Origin of the sequence: Aeromonas sp. FDAARGOS 1410 (genome assembly GCF_019048745.1) — a bacterium.
Classification (GTDB): Bacteria; Pseudomonadota; Gammaproteobacteria; order Enterobacterales; family Aeromonadaceae; genus Aeromonas; species Aeromonas jandaei.
The window spans coordinates 569,773-587,500 of record NZ_CP077401.1 but is presented as its reverse complement, the minus strand read 5'-3'; the positions used below and the strand labels follow the sequence as shown (position 1 = coordinate 587,500).

Here is a 17,728-nt window from a genome sequence, read left to right as displayed (position 1 = left end):
AACAAGTTATCTATACGCCCCCCCAAGGTAAATTGCTGAGTCACCTCGTAACTGGCGGCCAGGTTTAACAATGTATACGCTCCGAGCTCTACCCGTTGGTTTGTCGCCCAGTTATTGTCATAGCGCTTGCCGACATAGAGCAGCTCAGTCGTCAGTGTCGTGGCATCGAATCGGGTATCTGCGATCCAGCTACCCTTATGCTCGGCTCTGCGCAGCAACTGCAAATCCTGATTACCCTTGTCTTTGGCTCTGGTGTAGTCGTAACTCAAACGATGATGCACGGGCCCGGTATCGATACCGATTTCCGTTTCCACCCCTTTGATATCCGCCGTGGTATTTTTGGGATTGCATGTGTAGCTCATGCTGGTCAGGCAATAAATCAGATTATCGATGCGGTTGCGATACAGATTTACAGACCAGTCCCAGGCCGAATAGCGACCTGACAGACCCAGCTCCAGGTTTTTGCTCTCTTCCGGCTTGAGTGTCGGATTCTCAGACCCGGGATAATAGAGCTGGTTGAAGGTGGGCGCTTTGAAGCCAGTACCGTAGCTCAGCCGGACATTATGGTTTTCATCGATATCCAGCCCGCTGGCCGCAGACCAGGTGTTGTGACGGCCATATTGCTGGTTGTCATCGGTACGACCTGACAACTCCCACAGCAGCGCCTGCCAACGGTAGCTCCCCACGGCAAACAGACCGGTATTGTCGCGATCAGGTGCGCTGAAGGTTTTGCCATAGCTGCGGGAGTCTGATTTCATCTCCTCACGCTGCCAATCTGCGCCACCGGTCAGATTCATCCCTTCGATGCCGCTCCAACTGTTAATCCAGGAGAAGCGGGTTAAACCTGTATGAATAGGCTCACCGCTAGCCTCTCCTTTAGCCTCCTGCCAAGTCTTCAGCTTGTTCTCACCGTAACTGGCTTCAAGTCGACTGCTCAGATCCTTACCCTGGAACTTGAGACCACCATCATATTGGAAAGCCTGTACCCGACTCTGGTCCGTGCTGCCATCTGTGTCGGTGAGATTGTCATAGCCCTGAGCATTGAAGTCCGCACTCCAAGCATCATTAAAAGCGTGGTTCAAACCAATTTGGCCATTACGGCTGGCAAAACCATCCCGATCCGGCTGTTTGGTATTTGCTACGACATCAAAACCATCGGTACGCTCGTAGCCGATCAGCATGTTCATATCGGTTTTTTGACCCAATGACTGAACCGTTCTGAGCTCGCCTTGGCCATAACCATTGCTGCCAGCACCGCCCTTCAGGTGTGTCTCGCTGCCATTTTTGGCGGATGTTTTGGTGATGAGGTTGATAACGCCGCCAATGGCATCAGAACCATACACAGCCGCGCGTGGGCCACGGATATACTCGATTCGCTCGATATTGCCGAGCGGGATTTGGCTGAGATCAGGCGTACCCGCCACCATGGCTGCAATCGGACGACCATTCATCAAAACCAGCGAGTGGTTGGAGTTGGTTCCACGGATAAACAGGCTGCTGATGTGACCCCGGCCTCCCAGTGTCGCCATCTGCACACCGGGCAGGGTTTTCAGCAGATCGGGCAAACTCTGAACCTGACGAGATTCGATCTCGGCGCGATCGATCACCACAACGGGCGCCAGCACCGAGCTGACCGGTTGTTCCACGCGGTTGGCCGTAATGACCAGAGTTGGATTGATGGGGATGGTTGTTTGGGCAAATGCCGCCGTCGGCAACAGGGCAGCCGCCAGAAATTTCTTCGACATGAGAGATCCTTAAGTTCGCGTAAGTATCTACTTCGTGGCCGGTTTCTCTCGGCCCGAAATACGAACTCTGGCAGGTCTTCGGGCTCGGGGGCTGATAGCCTACGGCGACGGCTTCCCGCCTGACGGCAGTGCCCTGATGTCGCTTCGTTCCCCCTTACCGCTGCGCGCCAGCTCCGGATTCTCACCGGATTCCCTATTAAGCATGATGCGCCAAAGCGGGAGGATTATAGGCAGAGCAAGGCTGGATGTATAGCCATCCAGATTTCTATTTGTTGCCCACCAGCGCCGCCAGCCGCTGCTGGGCCCCCTCCATCACCGCCTGCACCCCGGGATGAGAGAGATGGCGCCCTGCCGACACCAGATAGTAAGAGAGGGTGACGTCGGTGAGGGTCGCAATCCGCTCCACTCCGTAGAGGCGGCCAATCTCGTCGGCCATCGCCAGCGGCGCCGGGAAGATCCCCATCCCCGCCTTGCCGAACGACTTCATCAGGGTGGAGTCATCAAACTGCCCCACCAGATGGGGATGAATGCCCTGCTGGCGATACCACTCCAGCAGCCGATCGTGGGTGGCAGACTTCTCTCCGGGGATCAGCAGCGGCAACCCCTCCAGTGAGGCGGGAAAGCCGTCCCGCGCCCGCGCCGCCAGCTCCTGGCTGGCAAACAGCGCCAGCGGGCTGCGCCCCAGCTCGTGGTTATAACCGCGCACGCCGCTGTCGGGAGGGAGCGGGCGATCGATCAGCACCATATCCAGCTTGTGGCGGGCCAGCTCGCTGAACAGCTGCTCGGCCCGCTCCTCGTGACACACCAACCGCAGCGGCGTCGCCAGCGCCATGGCGGGAGCCAGCAGCTCGAACGCCAGGGTGCGGGGAACCGAATCGGCGATCCCCACCTGCATGGTCAGCTCCTGACTGGCGTGGCGCAGGGTGTGCTCCAGCTCGGCGCCGAGCGAGAAAATAGCCCCCGCCTGCTCCTGCGCCTGCCGTCCCGCAGCAGTCAGCACCAGACGTCGCCCCACCCGGTTGAACAGTGCCACCCCGAGGGACTGCTCCAGCTCGGCGACCTGACCGCTGATGGTCTGCGGCGTGAGATGCAGCTGTTCGGCGGCCTGCGTCACGCTGCCGCAGCGCGCCACATGCCAGAAGTAGTAGAGCTGTTTGTAGTTGAGCATGCCGTTCCCTATCAGTTTTTTCCGAACAACCATCAGCGAGAATCTGATTTTATCGAAACATTGCGGGCTCTAGCATGCAACCATTATCTGAACTGCCCTGCGAGCCATCATGCTGGACGTCGTTGTTCTCTTCTTTCTGTTTGGTCTGCTGGCCGGTCTGGTGCGCTCCGAGCTCAAGCTGCCGCCCGCCCTCTACGACACTCTCTCCCTCTTTTTGCTGCTGGCCATCGGCCTCAAGGGCGGCGTCGGTCTGGCCCAGCAATCCCTGCAACCTCTGCTGCCACAACTGACGCTGGTGATCCTGCTCGGCGTGGTGCAGACCCTGCTCGGCTTTGCCGTACTGCGCCTCAAGATGAACCGGGTCGATGCCGCCGCCACCGCCGCCCACTACGGCTCGGTCAGCGTCGCCACCTTTGCGGTCGGGGTGAACTGGCTCACCGAACGGGGCATCAGCTTTGAATCCCAGCTCTCCATCTTTCTCGCGGTGATGGAGATCCCGGCAATTCTGGTGGGCATAGTGCTCGCCCGCGGCATCAGTCGCGAGACCCGCTGGCGCATGCTGGCCCACGAGACCTTCCTCGGCAAAGGGGTAACCCTGCTGCTGGGCGGCATGGCCATCGGCTATCTGGCCGGGCCGGACGGGATTGCCCCGCTCAAACCGCTGTTTGTCGACCTGTTCAAAGGGGCGCTGGCGCTGTTCCTGCTGGAGATGGGCCTCATCGTCGCCCGCCAGTGTCAGGATCTGCGCCGCCATGGTCTGTTCCTGCTCGGCTTCGCCCTGTTGATGCCGCTCGCCTCGGCTGGACTGGGATTGGCAGCTGGCCAGCTGATGGGGCTCTCCCTCGGCGGCCTGACCCTGCTGGCCACCCTGGCGGCCAGCGCCTCCTATATTGCCGTGCCGGCCACCATGCGCATCGCCGTGCCCCAGGCCAACCCGGGGTTGTCACTCAGCGCCGTGCTGGGGGTCACCTTTCCGTTCAACATCATGCTGGGGATCCCGCTCTACCACAGCTGGGCCCGCCACTTCACGGAGTAGCCACATGCAGACCGAGACCCGCACCCTGCTGACCGTCATCACGGAAGCCAATCTGGAGCCTACCCTGCTGCGCACCCTCACCCGCGAGGGGCTGCGCGGCTACACCATCACAGATGCCCGTGGCCGGGGGGATCATGGCGAGCGCAACGCCAGCTGGAGCGAGAGCGGCAACATCCGGCTGGAGGCCATCTGCAGCCGGGAGCAGGCGGAGCGGCTGCTGGCCCATCTGCAGAGTCGTTACTACCCCGATTACGCCATGATCGCCTTTCTGCAACCGGTCGAAATCGTGCGACCCGAGAAATTCTGAGCCGGCTTGCCGGCTCTTTTTGTTCACCAAAAGCAAACGTTTAACAGCAAGGATTCAGAGAAAATGAACACCCCTCCCCTGATCGGCCTGGTAATGGGCTCCGACTCCGACTGGCCAGTGCTGCAGGCTGCCGCCCGCATCCTCAAGGAGCACGGCGTGCCCTACGAGGCGCAGGTGGTCTCGGCCCATCGCACCCCGGATCTGCTGTTCGAGTATGCCGCCACTGCCCGCGAGCGCGGCCTGCGCGCCATCATCGCCGGAGCCGGTGGCGCCGCTCACCTGCCGGGTATGGTCGCCGCCAAGACCACATTGCCGGTGCTGGGGGTGCCCATCCCCTCCCGCCATCTCAAGGGAATGGACTCCCTGCTCTCCATCGTGCAGATGCCCAAAGGGGTACCGGTCGCCACCTTCGCCATCGGCGAGGCGGGGGCTGCCAACGCAGCCCTGTTTGTCGTCTCTCTGCTCTCCGTTGCACAAGACGGCGACGCCCCCCGCTACTGGCAGCAGCTCGACGACTTCCGCACCCGCGAGCGAGATCGGGTGCTGGCACTGCAACTGGAGGAGCCGACATGATCCTGCCACCCGCCACCCTCGGCATGCTGGGGGGCGGCCAGCTCGGCCGCTACTTCGTGATGGCCGCCCATCGCCTCGGCTACAAGGTAGTGGTACTGGATCCCGATCCCGCCAGCATCGCCGGTGCCGCCGCAGATCACCATATTGTCGCCCCCTATGACGACCCGACCGCCCTGCACGATCTGGCCAGCCGCTGCGAGGCCATCAGCTGCGAGTTCGAGAACGTGCCGGCCACCGCCCTCGCGCTGCTCGAAAAACAAAAGCCGGTGCGTCCGACCGCCAGCGCGGTGCGGGTCTGTCAGGATCGCCGCGAGGAGAAAGCCTTTCTGCGCGGTGCTGACATCCCGGTCGCCCCCTATCTGGCGCTACTGCCGGAAGAGCCCATCCCCACACAGGCCAGCGAAATCCTCCCCGCCATTCTCAAAACGGCCCGCGAAGGGTACGACGGCAAGGGGCAGTGGCAAGTGAACAATCTGGATGAGCTGGCGACGGCGCTGGCAGCCAGTGCTGTGCCCTGCGTGCTGGAAAAACGGCTGGCGCTGGAGGGGGAGTTTGCCCTGACCCTGGCCCGCAGCCCGAGCGGCGCCATCAGCGCCCTGCCACTGGTGCAGAACTGGCACAGCGGCGGCATTCTCGACCAGACTCGCTCCCCAGCCAATATGCCGGCGCTGGAGCGCGAGGCCAAAGGGATCGCCGAGCACATCATCGCGGCCCTCGATTACGTGGGGGTGCTGACGGTGGAGTTCTTTCTGGTGGAAGGCCGACTGCTGGTCAACGAGCTGGCGCCCCGCCCCCATAACTCGGGTCACCCCAGCCTCGACAACGCCGCATGCAGCCAGTTCGAGTTGCAGGTGCGCGCCCTGTGCGATCTGCCGCTGCCGGAGCAGATTGCCGTGCGCCCCGCCCTGTTAATCAACCTGCTGGGGGATCTCTGGCAAAACGGCACCCCCGACTGGGCTGCGCTGCTGGCGCTGCCCGGCCTGCATCTGCACCTCTATGGCAAGGGCGAACCCCGCCCCGGCCGCAAGATGGGCCATATCACAGTAACCGGTGACGGCTGGCCAATGGTGGAAGAGACCTGCCGTCAGGCCCGCCAGCAGCTGGGGCTAGCGCCACGCTGAGCGACCATCGGAAATGCAAAGACCCGGGCATGGCCCGGGTCTCTGTTGTTGCTTGCTGTGGCAGAGAGGTTTAATCAGGCCCGTTCGGTGGTCAGCGCCACGGGAGCCGGCAGACGGATGGTGAGGGAGAGCACCAGCGCCACCACCAGCAACACCAGGATCAGGTGGAAGGTCGCCATAAAGCCGCCAAACAGGGAGGCTACGATAGAGCCGATGATGCTGCCCAGACCAAAGCCCAGATAGATGACACCGTAGTTCTTGGTCAGGTTGTTGAGACCGAAGAAGTCGCTCACCAGCGAGGGGTAGACGGTGATGGTGCCACCAAAGCTGAAGGCCACACAGGCAACCGCCACGAAGAACAGATTGGCATTGAGCGGCACGAACAGCAGCAGCGCCATGCCCGCCAGGGTAATCAGCTGGGCAATGGTGATAACCCGGATGCGGGACATCTTGTCGGAGAGGATACCCAGCACCAGACGGCCACCCAGGTTGGCCATGGCGATGATGGCGACGGCATTGGCGGCGACCACGGCCGGCAGACCCACCATCTTCTCGCCGATATCCTTGGCCACGCCGATGACGTAGAGGCCGCTCATGCAGGCGGTGAGGAACATCAGCGCCAGCATCCAGTACTGCGGCTTGCGCATCGCCTCGGCCAGGGTGAAGTCACGGCTCTCGCTCTGCTGCACGGAGGCGGCCTGCTTGGGCGCATCCTTCATCAGCATGCCGCCCACCAGCACCATGGACATCGCAATCAAGCCCCACAGCTGGAAGGTGGTCTCAAGGCCGGAGCTGGAGAGCAGCAGCAGGTTGATGTATTTGAAACCGAGACTGCCGAGACCATAGGCACCGATGGAGCAGGCGGAGATCAGCCCCTTGCGCTCCGGGAACCACTTCACGCAGTTGGAGAGGGTCATCAGGTAGCCGGTACCGTCGGCAAAACCGACCAGAATGCCGGCGCAGAGGTAGAGCATCGCCAGATTGCTGGCATGGGCGGTGAGGAAGAAGCCGATGCCGAGCAGCACGCCGGCGCCCAGGGTCACGTTGCGCACCCCGAACCGCTCCTGCAGCTTGCCCGCCATGGAGGAGGCGACTGCCAGCGAGAGGCTGAGCAGGCCGAAAGCGAAAGCGACCTGACTCACCGGCTCGTCCAGCTTGTCGGAGAGCTGGGCGTTGAACAGGCTCCAGGTGTAGACAGAACCCAGTGCGAACTGGGTGATGATGGTACCGATCAGTGTCAGGTACCGGGTGCGATTCATCTCTTTGGTCATGATGCGTCTCGGTCGATGGCCTTAAGGAAATTGAGGCCACTATAGGCAAGACGCAGCTCGCGCCGATCGATTAAGGCATGAAATGCAGATCGGCGGGAATGAATGACAATCAGAGCCGCATCAGCTGACGGAACGCCTTGATGTTGCTGCGACTGACCGGCACCTCGAACGGCAGATCATGGAGCCGGATGAGATAGGTGCTGTTAAACCAGGGGACGATTTCACGGATCTTGTTGATGTTGACGCAGTAGGAGCGGTGGCAACGGAAGAACCCCTCGGCAGGCAGCCGGCTGACAAACTCGCTGATGGTCATGGTCATCACGTAGCGGTCATCGCGGGTGTAGACATAGGTGAGCTTCTCGTCGGCTTCCGCGTAATAGATCTGCTCGCAGGGGGTGACGATGATGCGCTCCCCCTTCACCAGATTGACGGTGCGATTCTGCGCTGCCCCCGGCTCGCTCCCCTGCCCCGCCTGCGACTTGCCTGCCTGCTCCAGCTTTTGCAGCAGGCTGATGAGGCGCGGCTCGTTGTAGGGTTTGAGGATGTAATCGAACGCCTCCAGCTCGAACGCCTCCACCGCAAACTCCTTGTAGGCGGTGACGAAGACGATGTGGGGCGGGTGGCTCGACTTGTGCAGGTTCTTGGCCAGCAGCAGACCGTCGATGGAGGGGATCTGGATATCCAGAAACACCACGTCCACCTCGTGATCCTGCAGGTATTTGAACGCCTCCAGCCCATCCTCAAAGCTCGCCACTATCTCGATCTGGCTGTGCTGATTCACCAGATAGATGAGCTCCTCGCGAGCCAGATACTCGTCTTCCACAATGATCGCTTTCAGCATGACAACACCTCTCGCGGCACACACTTATCCTCAACCATGATGGCTCTCAGCATGGCATCGACTCCTGATCCGGCAGATAGAAACTCACCTCGGTACCCGGCTCCAGCCGCTTGAGGTGCAGGCCGTCGCCATAGAGCAGCTTGACCCGCTGATGCACGTTCATCAGGCCGATGCTGCGGCTCTCCACCCGCCCGGCGGCCACCCCGTCGATCACCTCCTGACTGATGCCGTAACCGGTGTCCCGCACCGCCACCCGGATGCCGCCCGCCAGCTGTTTCACCTCGATGGTGACCCGGCCCGGCGCACTGCGGGGCTGGATTCCGTGCAGGATGGCGTTTTCCACCAGCGGCTGCAACAGCAGGCTCGGCACCTCGATATGCACATCATCCACATCAAACACCACCTCCAGCTTGTCGCCAAAGCGGGCCTGCTCGATGGCCACGTAATCGCGCACCTGCTGCAACTCCTCCTTGATGTCGATGAGGGTGTCACCCTTGTTGAGGTTGTAGCGCAGGTAATCTGCCAGATTGGCGATCAGCTGGCGCGCCTGCTGGGGCCGGATGCGGATCAGCGACGAGATGGCGTTGAGGGCATTGAACAGGAAGTGCGGGTTGATCTTGCTCTGCAGCGCGGTGAACTCTGCCTTGCGGGTCATCTCTTTCAACTGCTCGATGCGCGACACCTCCATCTGGGTGGAGATGAGCTGGGAGAGGCCAACCGCCATCTCCCGCAGCGAACTGGTGATGCTGTGGGTGCGGCGGTAGTAGATCTTGAGGGTGCCGCTCACCGAGCCGTTTTCCCGCAGCGGAATAATGATGACCGAGTGGAAGTCGGCCAGATGGTACTGGCGCAGATCGTTGTTGATGATGATCTGGTCGAGCAGCACCGCCTGCTGGGTCATGCCGCTGATGGCGTGGTGCTCCTCCAGCTCATAGTAATCCTTGCCCACCCCGACATAAGCCAGCACGTCACGGGTGTCGGTAATGGCCACCGCGTCGGCACTGATCTCGCTGCGAATGATGGCGCAGACCTGACTCAGGGAGTGGCGGTCGATGTTCTGGAAGAAGGGCAGCGTCTTGTTGGCGATATCCAGCGCCAGCTTGGCCTGCTTGGCGGCAATCAGCTCCTTTTCGTCATCCAGATCCTGCACCAGCTTGATGATGAGACCGATGCAGAGCGCCCCGGCAATCATCGGGTAAGCGATATGGCTGACGATCTCGACGCCCACCTCGTGCGGCTCGGTCAGCAGCCAGATCAGCAGCATGGTGAGCCCTTCACACAGCATTCCCGCCAGAATACCGTAGAGCCAGAGCCGCGACTTGCGGCAGCGCAGGTGCAGCCAGGTAGCGAGCAGGCCGGCGATGATGCTGGCGATGAGACACGGGATCGAGGTGTGGCCATCCATGTCGATGAGATAGCGGTGCAGACCGGAGATAACCCCGGCCGGAATGCCGACCCAGGGGCCAAACAGAATGCCGCCGGAGATAATGGCGATGATCCGCACGTTGACCAACGCCCCCTCCACCGGAATGCCGGTGTAGGTACTGAACACAGCAAACAGACAGAAGATGGTGGCAACCAGCACCCGCTCCGCCGGTGTGTGATCCTGTTTCTGGAACAGCCGCTGGAACGGCCGGGTGCGGGTCAGGAAGAAGAGGGTCATCAGCATCAGCGCCGCCCGTTCGAACACCGCCAGCAGCATCATCTGATTTTCAAGCATCCAGACCCCCTCTTGTCACTCGTTCAACTCGCAATCATCACCAAAAACCGGGGCCGGATAAACCAGCCCCAGCGACATCAACAATATTGGCCGGCCACCCAGCCGGAGGACCAGGCCCACTGGAAGTTGTAGCCACCTAGCCAGCCAGTCACATCCACCACTTCGCCGATGAAGTAGAGGCCGGGCACCTTGCGCGCCTCCATGGTCTTGGAGGAGAGCTCGTTGGTATCGACGCCACCCAGGGTCACTTCGGCGGTGCGATACCCCTCGGTGCCGTTGGGCAGGATCTGCCAGTCACCCAGCAGGTTGGCGATCGCTTCAAGTTCCCGCTCGTTGTACTGGCGCATCGGCTTGCTGACCAGCTGACCCAACTCCACCAGCTTGTCGACGAAGCGCTTGGGCAGCTCGCGCCCCAGCACGGTTTTCAGCTCCTGCGCCGGATGAGCCTGCGCCCATTCACGCAGGGCAGCCGGAATATCCAGCTCCGGCAGCAGGTTGATGTGGATCTTCTCGCCGGCGTGCCAGTAGGAGGAGATCTGCAGGATGACGGGGCCGGAGAGGCCGCGATGGGTGAACAGCATCGCCTCCTTGAAGCGGGTGCCATCCTCGGCGGTCACCGCCACCGGCAGGCTGATACCCGCCAGATCGGCGAAGGCCTCTTTCTCTGCCTGATGGAGAGTAAAGGGCACCAGACCGGCGCGGGTCGGAATGACCTTGAGGCCAAACTGCTCCGCCAGCTTGAAGCCGTATGGGGTCGCCCCCAGCTTGGGCATGGAGAGGCCGCCGGTGGCGATGACCAGCGAGTGACAGCCGATCTCCCCCTTGCTGGTCGTCAGCACGAAGCACTCGTCCTGCTTGCTGACGGTGAGGATCTCGGTCTGGAACTGCAGGGTCACCCCGGCCCAGTCGCACTCGGTAAGCAGCGCATCGACGATCTCCTTGGCGCTCTCGAGACAGAACAGTTGCCCCAGGGTGCGCTCGTGATAGTTGACCCCGTGGCGATCCACCAGATCGATGAAGTCCTGCTGGGTGTAGCGAGCCAGCGCCGACTTGCTGAAGTGGGGATTCTCCGACAGGTAGGCGTGAGCGCCAGCCTGATGGTTGGTGAAGTTGCAGCGACCACCGCCACTGATGAGGATCTTGCGGCCCGGTTTCTTGGCATTGTCGAGCACCAGCACCGAGCGGCCCCGATAGCCTGCCTGCGCCGCACACATCAATCCGGCCGCACCGGCCCCGATCACCACCACATCGACCTGCTTCATCATCACTCACTTATCAAAATAGAAACGGCACCTGGCCAGAACCGAGATTGCCTCTGGCGGAACACAACCATAGTGGCTGCCCAGCAGAATAAACAACGGCCCTTAAAAGGGCCGTTATTGTACTGGCTGAACACTAAGTGTCCACGACTATCAGGCGTTGCTGTCCATGATGCTGGCCGGGGCGCCCTTGGCCAGTTCGGCCAGCTCCTTGTCGATGAAGTAGAGGCCTTTGCCATCTTCACCCACCAGACCGAGACGGTCGACGATGCTCTTGAACAGCTTCTCCTCTTCATGCTGCTCGGCCACATACCACTGCAGGAAGTTGAAAGTGGAGTAGTCCTGAGTAGTAAAGGCTACGTGGGCCAGACCATTGATGCACTTGGTGATGTGGTACTCGTGCTCCAGGGTGGTACGGAACACGTCGCCCAGTGACTTGAACTCGTGGGGAGGGGCATCGATGGCGCCCAGCTTGGGCATGGCTCCGGTCTCGCTCACATAGGTGAACAGGCGCTCCATATGCTGGCGCTCCTCGACGGCGTGCTGGCGCAGGAAGGTGGCAGCCCCCTCGAAACCCTTGTCTTCACACCAGGCGCTCATCTGCAGATAGAGATTGGAGGAGTAGAACTCCAGGTTAATCTGCTCGTTCAACTTCTCGATCATGGCTTTGGCCAACATCTTGTTTCTCCTCAGTGATTTGGTATCGATTGTCGCCACACTCCGGCCATGAATCAACCCGCCAGAGAGAGGGGGATCCCGTTCCTGCCAACTCAGGGTGTCAGCTCGCCAAGGGAGGCGACATCCACCGGCGCACCATAATCGACGCCCGGCAACTCGAAGCCGTTGAGCTGCATGAAATCCTGCCGCAGCCCGGCAAAATCCCCCAGCCCGTGGAAGTTGTCCGGCGTCACCTTGGGCCAGAGCGCCGAAACGGCGGCCTGAATGGCCGGGTCAAGCTCGTGGTCATCCATCCGGATCAACCTGTTGCCATCGGCCACCACCCCATTGGGCCCGTACATCTTGGCGGCGAACAGTCGCTGCATCTGCTCGATACAACCTTCGTGTACACCGCGCTCCTTCATCACCCCCATCAGCAGGCCGAGATAAACCGGCAGCACAGGAATATAGGCGCTCGCCTTGGTCACCAGCGCCTTGCAGACCGATACCCAAGCGTGACCGCCAATCTCGGCCAGCTGCAGGTTGATGGTCTCGGCGGTAGCGTGCAGATGCTCCTTGGCATAACCGATGGTGCCATCGCGATAGAGGGGATAGGTGGATTCCGGGCCGATATAGGAGTAGGCGACGGTTTGTGCACCAGCGGCCAGACAGTCGGCCTGCTGCAACGCCTGCATCCAGAGCTGCCAATCCTCGCCACCCATCACGGTGACGGTATCGCGGATCTCCTCAGGCGTGGCGGGCGCTAACGACTGCAGCACCAGCGTATCGCGCTCCAGATCCAGCCCCCAGCCGCTGAATGGCTGGCCGGTGGTCTTGAGCACAGAACGCACTTGCGTGCCATCGGGCAGCACCCGAATGCCGCTCGCGAGCGAATAGATCACCAGATCCACCTGCCCCAGCTGCTGGCGGATGGTGTCGATGGCCTGCTGGCGCATGCCGTCGGAGAAGGCATCACCAATCAGGTTGATGGCGATACGCCCCTCCTGCTCCGCCTCCTTGCGAAACCAGATGTTGTTGTACCAACCGGCACTGCCAAGCCCCTTGTCGGAGGGGCCCCGCTCGAACGAGATGCCGATGGTGTCGGCACCGGCACCGAAGGCGAGCGCAATGCGCGACGCCAGCCCGAACCCGGAGGAGGCCCCCAGCACCAGCACCCGCTTGGGCCCGTTGAACGGACCAGCGGCCTTGATGCGTTCGATCTGCTGTTGCACGGCGGCGCGGCAGCCGATGGGGTGACAGTTGCGGGCTACACAGCCCTGGATCTGCGGATGAATGATCATGGGAAGGCCTCCAAAGAAACTGGCTACAGCATAACCAAATCGAAGGAGATTAACTTGATGCCGGATCGCTATCAGTCAGAAAAGCGGCAAGAAATGAGGCAGAAAAACAAAAGGGAGCACGTGGCTCCCCAAAGCGGTATTCAGATGCTTTTTGTTGTTTTGTGTTCATTGCGAAGCACGGGCACATCCTATGCCTCTCACCGGCTGCGGGCAATAGAGTGGGTGTGACCTAGCTCAAACTCCTGTTTAATTTACGAGCAAAAAGTGATTATTAATTGAGTCAATTGCAACCGTCAGCTGGAAATTAAACTCGTTCAAATCCCTAAACTGTGCCCAAGGCACCATTTTAGTTTCAGCAGAGATTGGTATAGTGAGTGAAGGATCGGTAAGGAGACATCCCATGAGTGGTACAACCTATTACAAGCATATTCTGGCCGCGATCGACTTGTCGGAGGATAACCGCAAGGTGATCGACAAGGCGGTGGACAGAGCCCGTTCCAACGGCGCCAAGCTGTCGGTTATCCATGTCGATGTGGACCTCAAGGATCTCTACACCGAGATGATCGATATCGACATCGACAACGTGCAGGATCAGGTAATCGCCGAAGCGAAAGAGAAGCTGGAGGCCTTCCTCGCCTCGGTGGACTACCCCATCGAGAAGAAGCTGGTCATCTGCGGCGATCTGAGCGAGCGGGTCAATCAGGCGGTCAAGGAGTACGAGATCGATCTGCTGGTATGCGGCCATCGCCAGAGCTTCTGGAGCCTGCTCACCTCGAGTGCGCGCCAGCTGATGAATACCGTGCCCTGCGATCTGCTGGTCGTTCCCTTGCAGAAGTGATCAAACAGGCGTAGTGTGATTTGCCATGAATATGACCTCATTCAATCACAACTACTGGTGGTGCTGCTCTTAAACAGGCGGCACCGCGTTTCTATTGTAAATTTCCCAAAGAAAACACCGTGACCGCCGAGAGGCGGTCAACTGTTTTTATCCCTTTGTCGCCTCCCGGCTCACCCAACTGGAGAGAGTGACATGCACAACCCCGTTATCCTGACTGGCGATCGTCCCACCGGCAAACTGCACATCGGCCACTATGTCGGTTCCCTGCGCCAGCGCGTCGAAGCCCAGCACCACTACCGTCAATTCGTGATGATCGCCGATCTGCAGGCGCTGACCGACAACGGCCACAACCCGGCCAAGGTGACCGACAACGTGCTGGAGGTAATGGCCGACTATCTGGCGGTCGGCCTCGACCCGGCCAAGACCACCTTCTGTCTGCAGAGCGCCCTGCCCGCCCTCGCCGAGCTCACCTGCTACTACCTCAATCTGGTCAGCGTCGCCCGGCTGGAGCGCAACCCCACCGTCAAGGCGGAGATCCAGCAAAAAGGGTTCGAACGCACCCTGCCGGCCGGTTTTCTGGTCTATCCGGTGAGTCAGGCCGCCGACATCACCGCCTTTCGCGCCAGCCATGTGCCGGTCGGGGAAGATCAGCTGCCGATGCTGGAGCAGACCAACGAGATCGTCCGCCGCTTCAATTCTCTGGTGGGCAAAGAGGTGCTGACCGAGTGCCAACCGATCCTGAGCGACACCGGCCGCCTGCCCGGCATCGACGGCAAGGCCAAGATGTCCAAGTCTCTCGGCAACACCATAGAGCTCGGCATGTCGGCGGAAGAGGTCAAACAGGCGGTGTTCGCCATGTATACCGACCCCAACCACCTCAAGGTGAGCGATCCGGGTCAGGTGGAGGGGAATACGGTGTTCGCCTATCTCGATGCCTTCCATCCGGACAAGGAGCTGGTCGCCGAGATGAAGGCGCACTACCGGCGCGGTGGACTGGGGGACATGCGCTGCAAACAGGTACTGAACGACTGCCTGCAGACCCTGCTCGCCCCGATGCGGGAGCGCCGGGCCGCGGCCATCGCCGACAAGAAGATGCTGCTGGAACTGCTCTATCAGGGCACCGAGCAGGCCCGCATCATCACCGATGAGGTCTTGGCTGAAGTGAAAAGCGCCATGGGGCTCGACTACTTCGCCAGCATCCGCTGAGTCGACGTACCGAGCGCATCGGCGCCGTAGAGGTCGTACACCAGCTGATGCAGCAGGCTCTTGAACCAGCTGATCGCCTCGTCATGGGCGGTCAGCGGGTGGCCCGCCATCAGATAGACGATGGGGATCTCCGGATCCAGCTGATGCATCCGCAGCGGGTAGTAGCGGCAGAAGTGGCGCCCGATCATCTCGGGCACCACCACCAGATAGCGGCCGGTCGCCATCAGCGGCGGCACCGCCATAAAGCTCGGTAACCTGACCCCCAACTCCCGCTCCACCCCGAAGCGGGCCAGCCAGAGCTCCACCATCGCCTGGCTGTGGCCCCAGCTGGAGGTGTGGATATGAGGGCGGCTCACCAGCTCGACCGGAGTCAACAGATCGGGCAGCTCGCTGCCAAGGGGCGACAGGCAGACCAGCGGATTGCTGAACCACTCCTCGCGCCAGAGACGAGGCGAGAGGTGGTTGGCACCGGCAAAACCGATCACCAGATCCAGCTCCCCCTTCTCCAACTCCCGTTCGTAGTCGCTGTCGGCCAGCTCGCACACCTCCAGCCGGCAGTGGGGCGCTGCGCGGAACAAGCGATCCACCAGCAGCGGCACCAGCCCGTGCTCTACCGAACCCGGGGTGGCGATGCGGAAAATCCGCCGCGCGCTGGCTGGTTCGAATCCCTTGGCCTGACGCAGTCCCTGCTCCAGCATCGCCAGTGCCTGCCGCACCGGCCCGGCCAGCGCCTTGGCGCGCTCGGTCGGCATCATCTCCCGTCGGCTCATCACGAACAGAGGGTCATCCAGCGCGATCCGCAACCGACCCAGCGCATGGCTGACGGTGGATTGGGAGAGATGCAGCCGCTCGGCGGCGCGGGTGACATTGCGCTCCTGCATCAGCATGTCGAATACGGCGAGCAGGTTGAGGTCGAGGCGGGAGAGAGAGCTATCCATCGATATTAGCCATAGTTGAATGCCGACAATTCATTTTTACCATAGTAACAGATTACCTAGAATGCGCAGGCTTAATACATCGGAGATTAAAATGCGTAGCTATCTGTTATTGCTGGCCATCGGCCTGCTGTGGGGTTCCCAGTTCATTTTCATGCACCAGGCCGTTGCCGAGCTGCCCCCCATTCTGGTGGCTGCGGGTCGTGCCCTGTGCGGCAGTCTGACCCTGGGTCTGCTCTGCCTGTTCATGCGCCTCAAGAGTGAAAACACCCCGTGGCGGACCTACATGCTGATCGCCTTGCTGGATGCCACCATCCCCTTCATCATGGTCGCCTGGGGCCAGCAGTATGTGGATAGCGCCATCGCTGCCGTGGTCATGGGTTGTATCCCGTTTGTGACCATTCTGGCTGCACCGCTGTTTATTTCTGGTGAAAGAATCACCAAAACCGGTCTGCTCTCCGTGATCATCGGCTTTGCCGGTGTGCTCACCCTGTTCTGGCCGAAACTCTCCCAGGGCATGAACGCCGGTCTGCTCGGTGCCATGGCCATACTGCTGGGTGCCAGCTGCTTCGCCATCGGTCTGCTGATGATCAAGCGCTTCGCCAAGGACCATCCGGTCGTGGTCGCCCGCAATATCCTGATCTCCTCGGCCACCCAGTTGCTGCTGGTCGCCCCCTTCATGGTTGACCTCGGCAGCCTGACCCTGCCGAGCAGCCAGGCCCTGAGCGCCATTACCGTGCTGGGTACCCTCTGTACCGGTCTGGTCTACTTCCTCTACATGGCGCTGATCCAGAAGGCCGGCCCGACGTTCGCCTCCTTCAGCAACTATCTGGTGCCGCTGTTCGGCGTGATGCTGGGCGCCCTGTTCCTTGGCGAGCAGATCCACCCCACCACCGGCGTGGCACTGGCCCTGATCCTCGGCTCGGTCGCCATGAACCAGTGGGCCCAGCAGCGTCGTGTACAGCGTGAGGCAACCCTATGTCAGGCATCTTGACCACCCTGTGCGGCGGTCTGGTCCTGATTGCCGGCTGGCAGTATCGCCAGCGACTGGCGGGCATGCTGGGGTTGTTGATGGTACTACTGCCCTGGTTCTTCGATAGCAAGCTGCAAGCCATGCTGAGCTATGCCCTGAGTGCCTGAATCGCTTTTCTGAGTGTGTGAAGAGAGTACATCTCTCCTGTTTTTTGGGACTGTTTTAAAAAACCTCCGATTTGTCCCCCGCTACCGGCGCTCTGCGCCGGTTTTTTTATGCTCGCTTGCCGCTACTCACATCCGGTAGCGGTAGTCGATCCGCTCGTTCTTGCGCGGGCCGGTGATTTGCCAGCTCAGCAGAAAACCGCCGTCAATCTCGGTCAGCTCGGCGCGGTAGTGATCCGCCCCGCACAGATGGGGCTCGGCGGTCAGCCAGCGGCCATCCCCTTGTGGCAGCAGCTCGAACAGTTCGACCGGCGCTTCATAACGCAAGTGAGAAAGGCGGATCCCCCGCTCGCTACGTTGCCACCAGAAACGGTTGTGCATGGTGAGCACCCGACCATGGGGAGTGGTGTAGCGCCCCTGCTCGCTGAAGAGCCAGCCACCCTGATGATCGGTCACCGCCACAACCCCTTCGCCGCGACCATTCCAGTCGGTCGCCGACCCCTCGCCATTGCTGGCGGTGAAGCCAAATGCTCCGACCTGTGGCAATCGTGCCCATAAACGCTGGATTGCCGCTTCCATCTCGGCCATCATAGCCCCCTCAAAAATTGACAAC

18 protein-coding genes and 1 riboswitch (1 of these 19 cut by a window edge) are annotated in these 17,728 nt (G+C 61.0%); of the genes, 8 read left to right on the top strand and 10 right to left on the bottom strand.

Going from position 1 to position 17,728, the window contains the following annotated elements; all coding sequences use genetic code 11:
* Both I6L40_RS02750 and nhaR read right to left on the bottom strand, forming a co-directional pair.
* Window positions 1–1,745, bottom strand: the 5' portion of a protein-coding gene (locus I6L40_RS02750; RefSeq protein ID WP_071914599.1) for a TonB-dependent receptor. Its footprint begins 79 nt before the window's first position; 1,745 of the gene's 1,824 nt are visible here — the first part of the coding sequence; the start codon lies at window positions 1,743–1,745; its stop codon lies off the left edge, out of view.
* 51 nt (window positions 1,746–1,796) lie between these two features.
* Window positions 1,797–1,975, bottom strand: a riboswitch (cobalamin riboswitch).
* A 35-nt stretch (window positions 1,976–2,010) separates the two neighbouring features.
* Window positions 2,011–2,913 (bottom strand): transcriptional activator NhaR, encoded by a 903-nt coding sequence (gene nhaR, locus I6L40_RS02745; protein WP_071914597.1) that lies wholly within the window; start codon window positions 2,911–2,913, stop codon window positions 2,011–2,013.
* 109 nt (window positions 2,914–3,022) lie between these two features.
* On the opposite strand from nhaR, the gene I6L40_RS02740 reads away from it, so the two are divergent.
* The 4 genes from I6L40_RS02740 to I6L40_RS02725 all read left to right on the top strand — a co-directional run bounded on the left by I6L40_RS02740 (window position 3,023) and on the right by I6L40_RS02725 (window position 5,950).
* Window positions 3,023–3,949 (top strand): sodium-dependent bicarbonate transport family permease, encoded by a 927-nt coding sequence (locus I6L40_RS02740; protein WP_041210841.1) that lies wholly within the window; start codon window positions 3,023–3,025, stop codon window positions 3,947–3,949.
* A 4-nt stretch (window positions 3,950–3,953) separates the two neighbouring features.
* A complete protein-coding gene (locus tag I6L40_RS02735) occupies window positions 3,954–4,256 on the top strand; it encodes a hypothetical protein (RefSeq protein WP_005321666.1) in 303 nt (100 codons plus the stop codon).
* Between the two features lie 63 nt (window positions 4,257–4,319).
* Window positions 4,320–4,829 (top strand): 5-(carboxyamino)imidazole ribonucleotide mutase, encoded by a 510-nt coding sequence (gene purE / locus I6L40_RS02730; protein ID WP_071914595.1) that lies wholly within the window; start codon window positions 4,320–4,322, stop codon window positions 4,827–4,829.
* Entirely contained in the window at window positions 4,826–5,950 is a 1,125-nt protein-coding gene (locus I6L40_RS02725) for a 5-(carboxyamino)imidazole ribonucleotide synthase (RefSeq protein WP_071914592.1), read from the top strand. The genes purE and I6L40_RS02725 overlap by 4 nt, the downstream gene beginning before the upstream one ends.
* A gap of 74 nt (window positions 5,951–6,024) precedes the next feature.
* Here the strand turns inward: I6L40_RS02725 and I6L40_RS02720 are convergent, their stop codons facing one another.
* The 6 genes from I6L40_RS02720 to fabV form a co-directional block, all read right to left on the bottom strand.
* The gene (locus tag I6L40_RS02720) at window positions 6,025–7,221 is read right to left on the bottom strand and encodes an MFS transporter (RefSeq protein ID WP_019446255.1); all 1,197 of its coding nucleotides are present in this window, start codon (window positions 7,219–7,221) and stop codon (window positions 6,025–6,027) included.
* 109 nt (window positions 7,222–7,330) lie between these two features.
* Window positions 7,331–8,062, bottom strand: coding sequence for a LytTR family DNA-binding domain-containing protein (locus I6L40_RS02715; protein WP_033115292.1), 732 nt, complete (start codon window positions 8,060–8,062; stop codon window positions 7,331–7,333).
* 46 nt (window positions 8,063–8,108) lie between these two features.
* Window positions 8,109–9,782: a sensor histidine kinase gene (locus I6L40_RS02710; protein WP_071914590.1), complete on the bottom strand. Its 1,674-nt coding sequence runs from the start codon at window positions 9,780–9,782 to the stop codon at window positions 8,109–8,111.
* Window positions 9,783–9,859: 77 nt separating this feature from the next.
* Window positions 9,860–11,044 (bottom strand): NAD(P)/FAD-dependent oxidoreductase, encoded by a 1,185-nt coding sequence (locus tag I6L40_RS02705; protein WP_083593536.1) that lies wholly within the window; start codon window positions 11,042–11,044, stop codon window positions 9,860–9,862.
* 150 nt (window positions 11,045–11,194) lie between these two features.
* Window positions 11,195–11,719, bottom strand: a complete 525-nt coding sequence (gene ftnA / locus I6L40_RS02700; protein WP_041210835.1) for a non-heme ferritin — start codon at window positions 11,717–11,719, stop codon at window positions 11,195–11,197.
* Between the two features lie 92 nt (window positions 11,720–11,811).
* Window positions 11,812–12,999: an enoyl-ACP reductase FabV gene (gene fabV / locus I6L40_RS02695; protein ID WP_071914586.1), complete on the bottom strand. Its 1,188-nt coding sequence runs from the start codon at window positions 12,997–12,999 to the stop codon at window positions 11,812–11,814.
* A gap of 400 nt (window positions 13,000–13,399) precedes the next feature.
* Here fabV and I6L40_RS02690 point away from each other — a divergent pair, with 400 nt between their 5' ends.
* Both I6L40_RS02690 and trpS read left to right on the top strand, forming a co-directional pair.
* Complete coding sequence (locus tag I6L40_RS02690) at window positions 13,400–13,837, top strand: universal stress protein (protein WP_005339229.1); 438 nt, start codon at window positions 13,400–13,402, stop codon at window positions 13,835–13,837.
* A 192-nt stretch (window positions 13,838–14,029) separates the two neighbouring features.
* The gene (gene trpS, locus I6L40_RS02685; RefSeq protein WP_019446260.1) at window positions 14,030–15,043 is read left to right on the top strand and encodes a tryptophan--tRNA ligase; all 1,014 of its coding nucleotides are present in this window, start codon (window positions 14,030–14,032) and stop codon (window positions 15,041–15,043) included.
* Here the strand turns inward: trpS and I6L40_RS02680 are convergent.
* The gene (locus tag I6L40_RS02680) at window positions 15,022–15,981 is read right to left on the bottom strand and encodes a LysR family transcriptional regulator (RefSeq protein ID WP_071914582.1); all 960 of its coding nucleotides are present in this window, start codon (window positions 15,979–15,981) and stop codon (window positions 15,022–15,024) included. The genes trpS and I6L40_RS02680 overlap by 22 nt on opposite strands.
* A 91-nt stretch (window positions 15,982–16,072) precedes the next feature.
* Between I6L40_RS02680 and I6L40_RS02675 the strand changes: the two genes are divergently transcribed.
* Window positions 16,073–16,972, top strand: a complete 900-nt coding sequence (locus I6L40_RS02675; protein WP_071914580.1) for a DMT family transporter — start codon at window positions 16,073–16,075, stop codon at window positions 16,970–16,972.
* Complete coding sequence (locus I6L40_RS02670; RefSeq protein WP_104016764.1) at window positions 16,957–17,118, top strand: hypothetical protein; 162 nt, start codon at window positions 16,957–16,959, stop codon at window positions 17,116–17,118. The genes I6L40_RS02675 and I6L40_RS02670 overlap by 16 nt, the downstream gene beginning before the upstream one ends.
* A gap of 126 nt (window positions 17,119–17,244) precedes the next feature.
* On the opposite strand, the gene I6L40_RS02665 is transcribed toward I6L40_RS02670, so the two are convergent.
* Window positions 17,245–17,703 carry a DUF6314 family protein gene (locus I6L40_RS02665; RefSeq protein WP_071914611.1) on the bottom strand — a complete coding sequence of 153 codons (459 nt, stop codon included), beginning with the start codon at window positions 17,701–17,703 and terminating at the stop codon, window positions 17,245–17,247.
* Window positions 17,704–17,728 lie beyond the last annotated feature (25 nt).

What these genes read in the sequence shown, in the direction of transcription:
- nhaR (WP_071914597.1), bottom strand. Translation starts at nt 2,913, where the DNA reads ATGCTCAACTACAAACAGCTCTACTACTTCTGGCATGTGGCGCGCTGC.
- I6L40_RS02740 (WP_041210841.1), top strand. Translation starts at nt 3,023, where the DNA reads ATGCTGGACGTCGTTGTTCTCTTCTTTCTGTTTGGTCTGCTGGCCGGT.
- I6L40_RS02735 (WP_005321666.1), top strand. Translation starts at nt 3,954, where the DNA reads ATGCAGACCGAGACCCGCACCCTGCTGACCGTCATCACGGAAGCCAAT.
- purE (WP_071914595.1), top strand. Translation starts at nt 4,320, where the DNA reads ATGAACACCCCTCCCCTGATCGGCCTGGTAATGGGCTCCGACTCCGAC.
- I6L40_RS02725 (WP_071914592.1), top strand. Translation starts at nt 4,826, where the DNA reads ATGATCCTGCCACCCGCCACCCTCGGCATGCTGGGGGGCGGCCAGCTC.
- I6L40_RS02720 (WP_019446255.1), bottom strand. Translation starts at nt 7,221, where the DNA reads ATGACCAAAGAGATGAATCGCACCCGGTACCTGACACTGATCGGTACC.
- I6L40_RS02715 (WP_033115292.1), bottom strand. Translation starts at nt 8,062, where the DNA reads ATGCTGAAAGCGATCATTGTGGAAGACGAGTATCTGGCTCGCGAGGAG.
- I6L40_RS02710 (WP_071914590.1), bottom strand. Translation starts at nt 9,782, where the DNA reads ATGCTTGAAAATCAGATGATGCTGCTGGCGGTGTTCGAACGGGCGGCG.
- I6L40_RS02705 (WP_083593536.1), bottom strand. Translation starts at nt 11,044, where the DNA reads ATGAAGCAGGTCGATGTGGTGGTGATCGGGGCCGGTGCGGCCGGATTG.
- ftnA (WP_041210835.1), bottom strand. Translation starts at nt 11,719, where the DNA reads ATGTTGGCCAAAGCCATGATCGAGAAGTTGAACGAGCAGATTAACCTG.
- fabV (WP_071914586.1), bottom strand. Translation starts at nt 12,999, where the DNA reads ATGATCATTCATCCGCAGATCCAGGGCTGTGTAGCCCGCAACTGTCAC.
- I6L40_RS02690 (WP_005339229.1), top strand. Translation starts at nt 13,400, where the DNA reads ATGAGTGGTACAACCTATTACAAGCATATTCTGGCCGCGATCGACTTG.
- trpS (WP_019446260.1), top strand. Translation starts at nt 14,030, where the DNA reads ATGCACAACCCCGTTATCCTGACTGGCGATCGTCCCACCGGCAAACTG.
- I6L40_RS02680 (WP_071914582.1), bottom strand. Translation starts at nt 15,981, where the DNA reads ATGGATAGCTCTCTCTCCCGCCTCGACCTCAACCTGCTCGCCGTATTC.
- I6L40_RS02675 (WP_071914580.1), top strand. Translation starts at nt 16,073, where the DNA reads ATGCGTAGCTATCTGTTATTGCTGGCCATCGGCCTGCTGTGGGGTTCC.
- I6L40_RS02670 (WP_104016764.1), top strand. Translation starts at nt 16,957, where the DNA reads ATGTCAGGCATCTTGACCACCCTGTGCGGCGGTCTGGTCCTGATTGCC.
- I6L40_RS02665 (WP_071914611.1), bottom strand. Translation starts at nt 17,703, where the DNA reads ATGGCCGAGATGGAAGCGGCAATCCAGCGTTTATGGGCACGATTGCCA.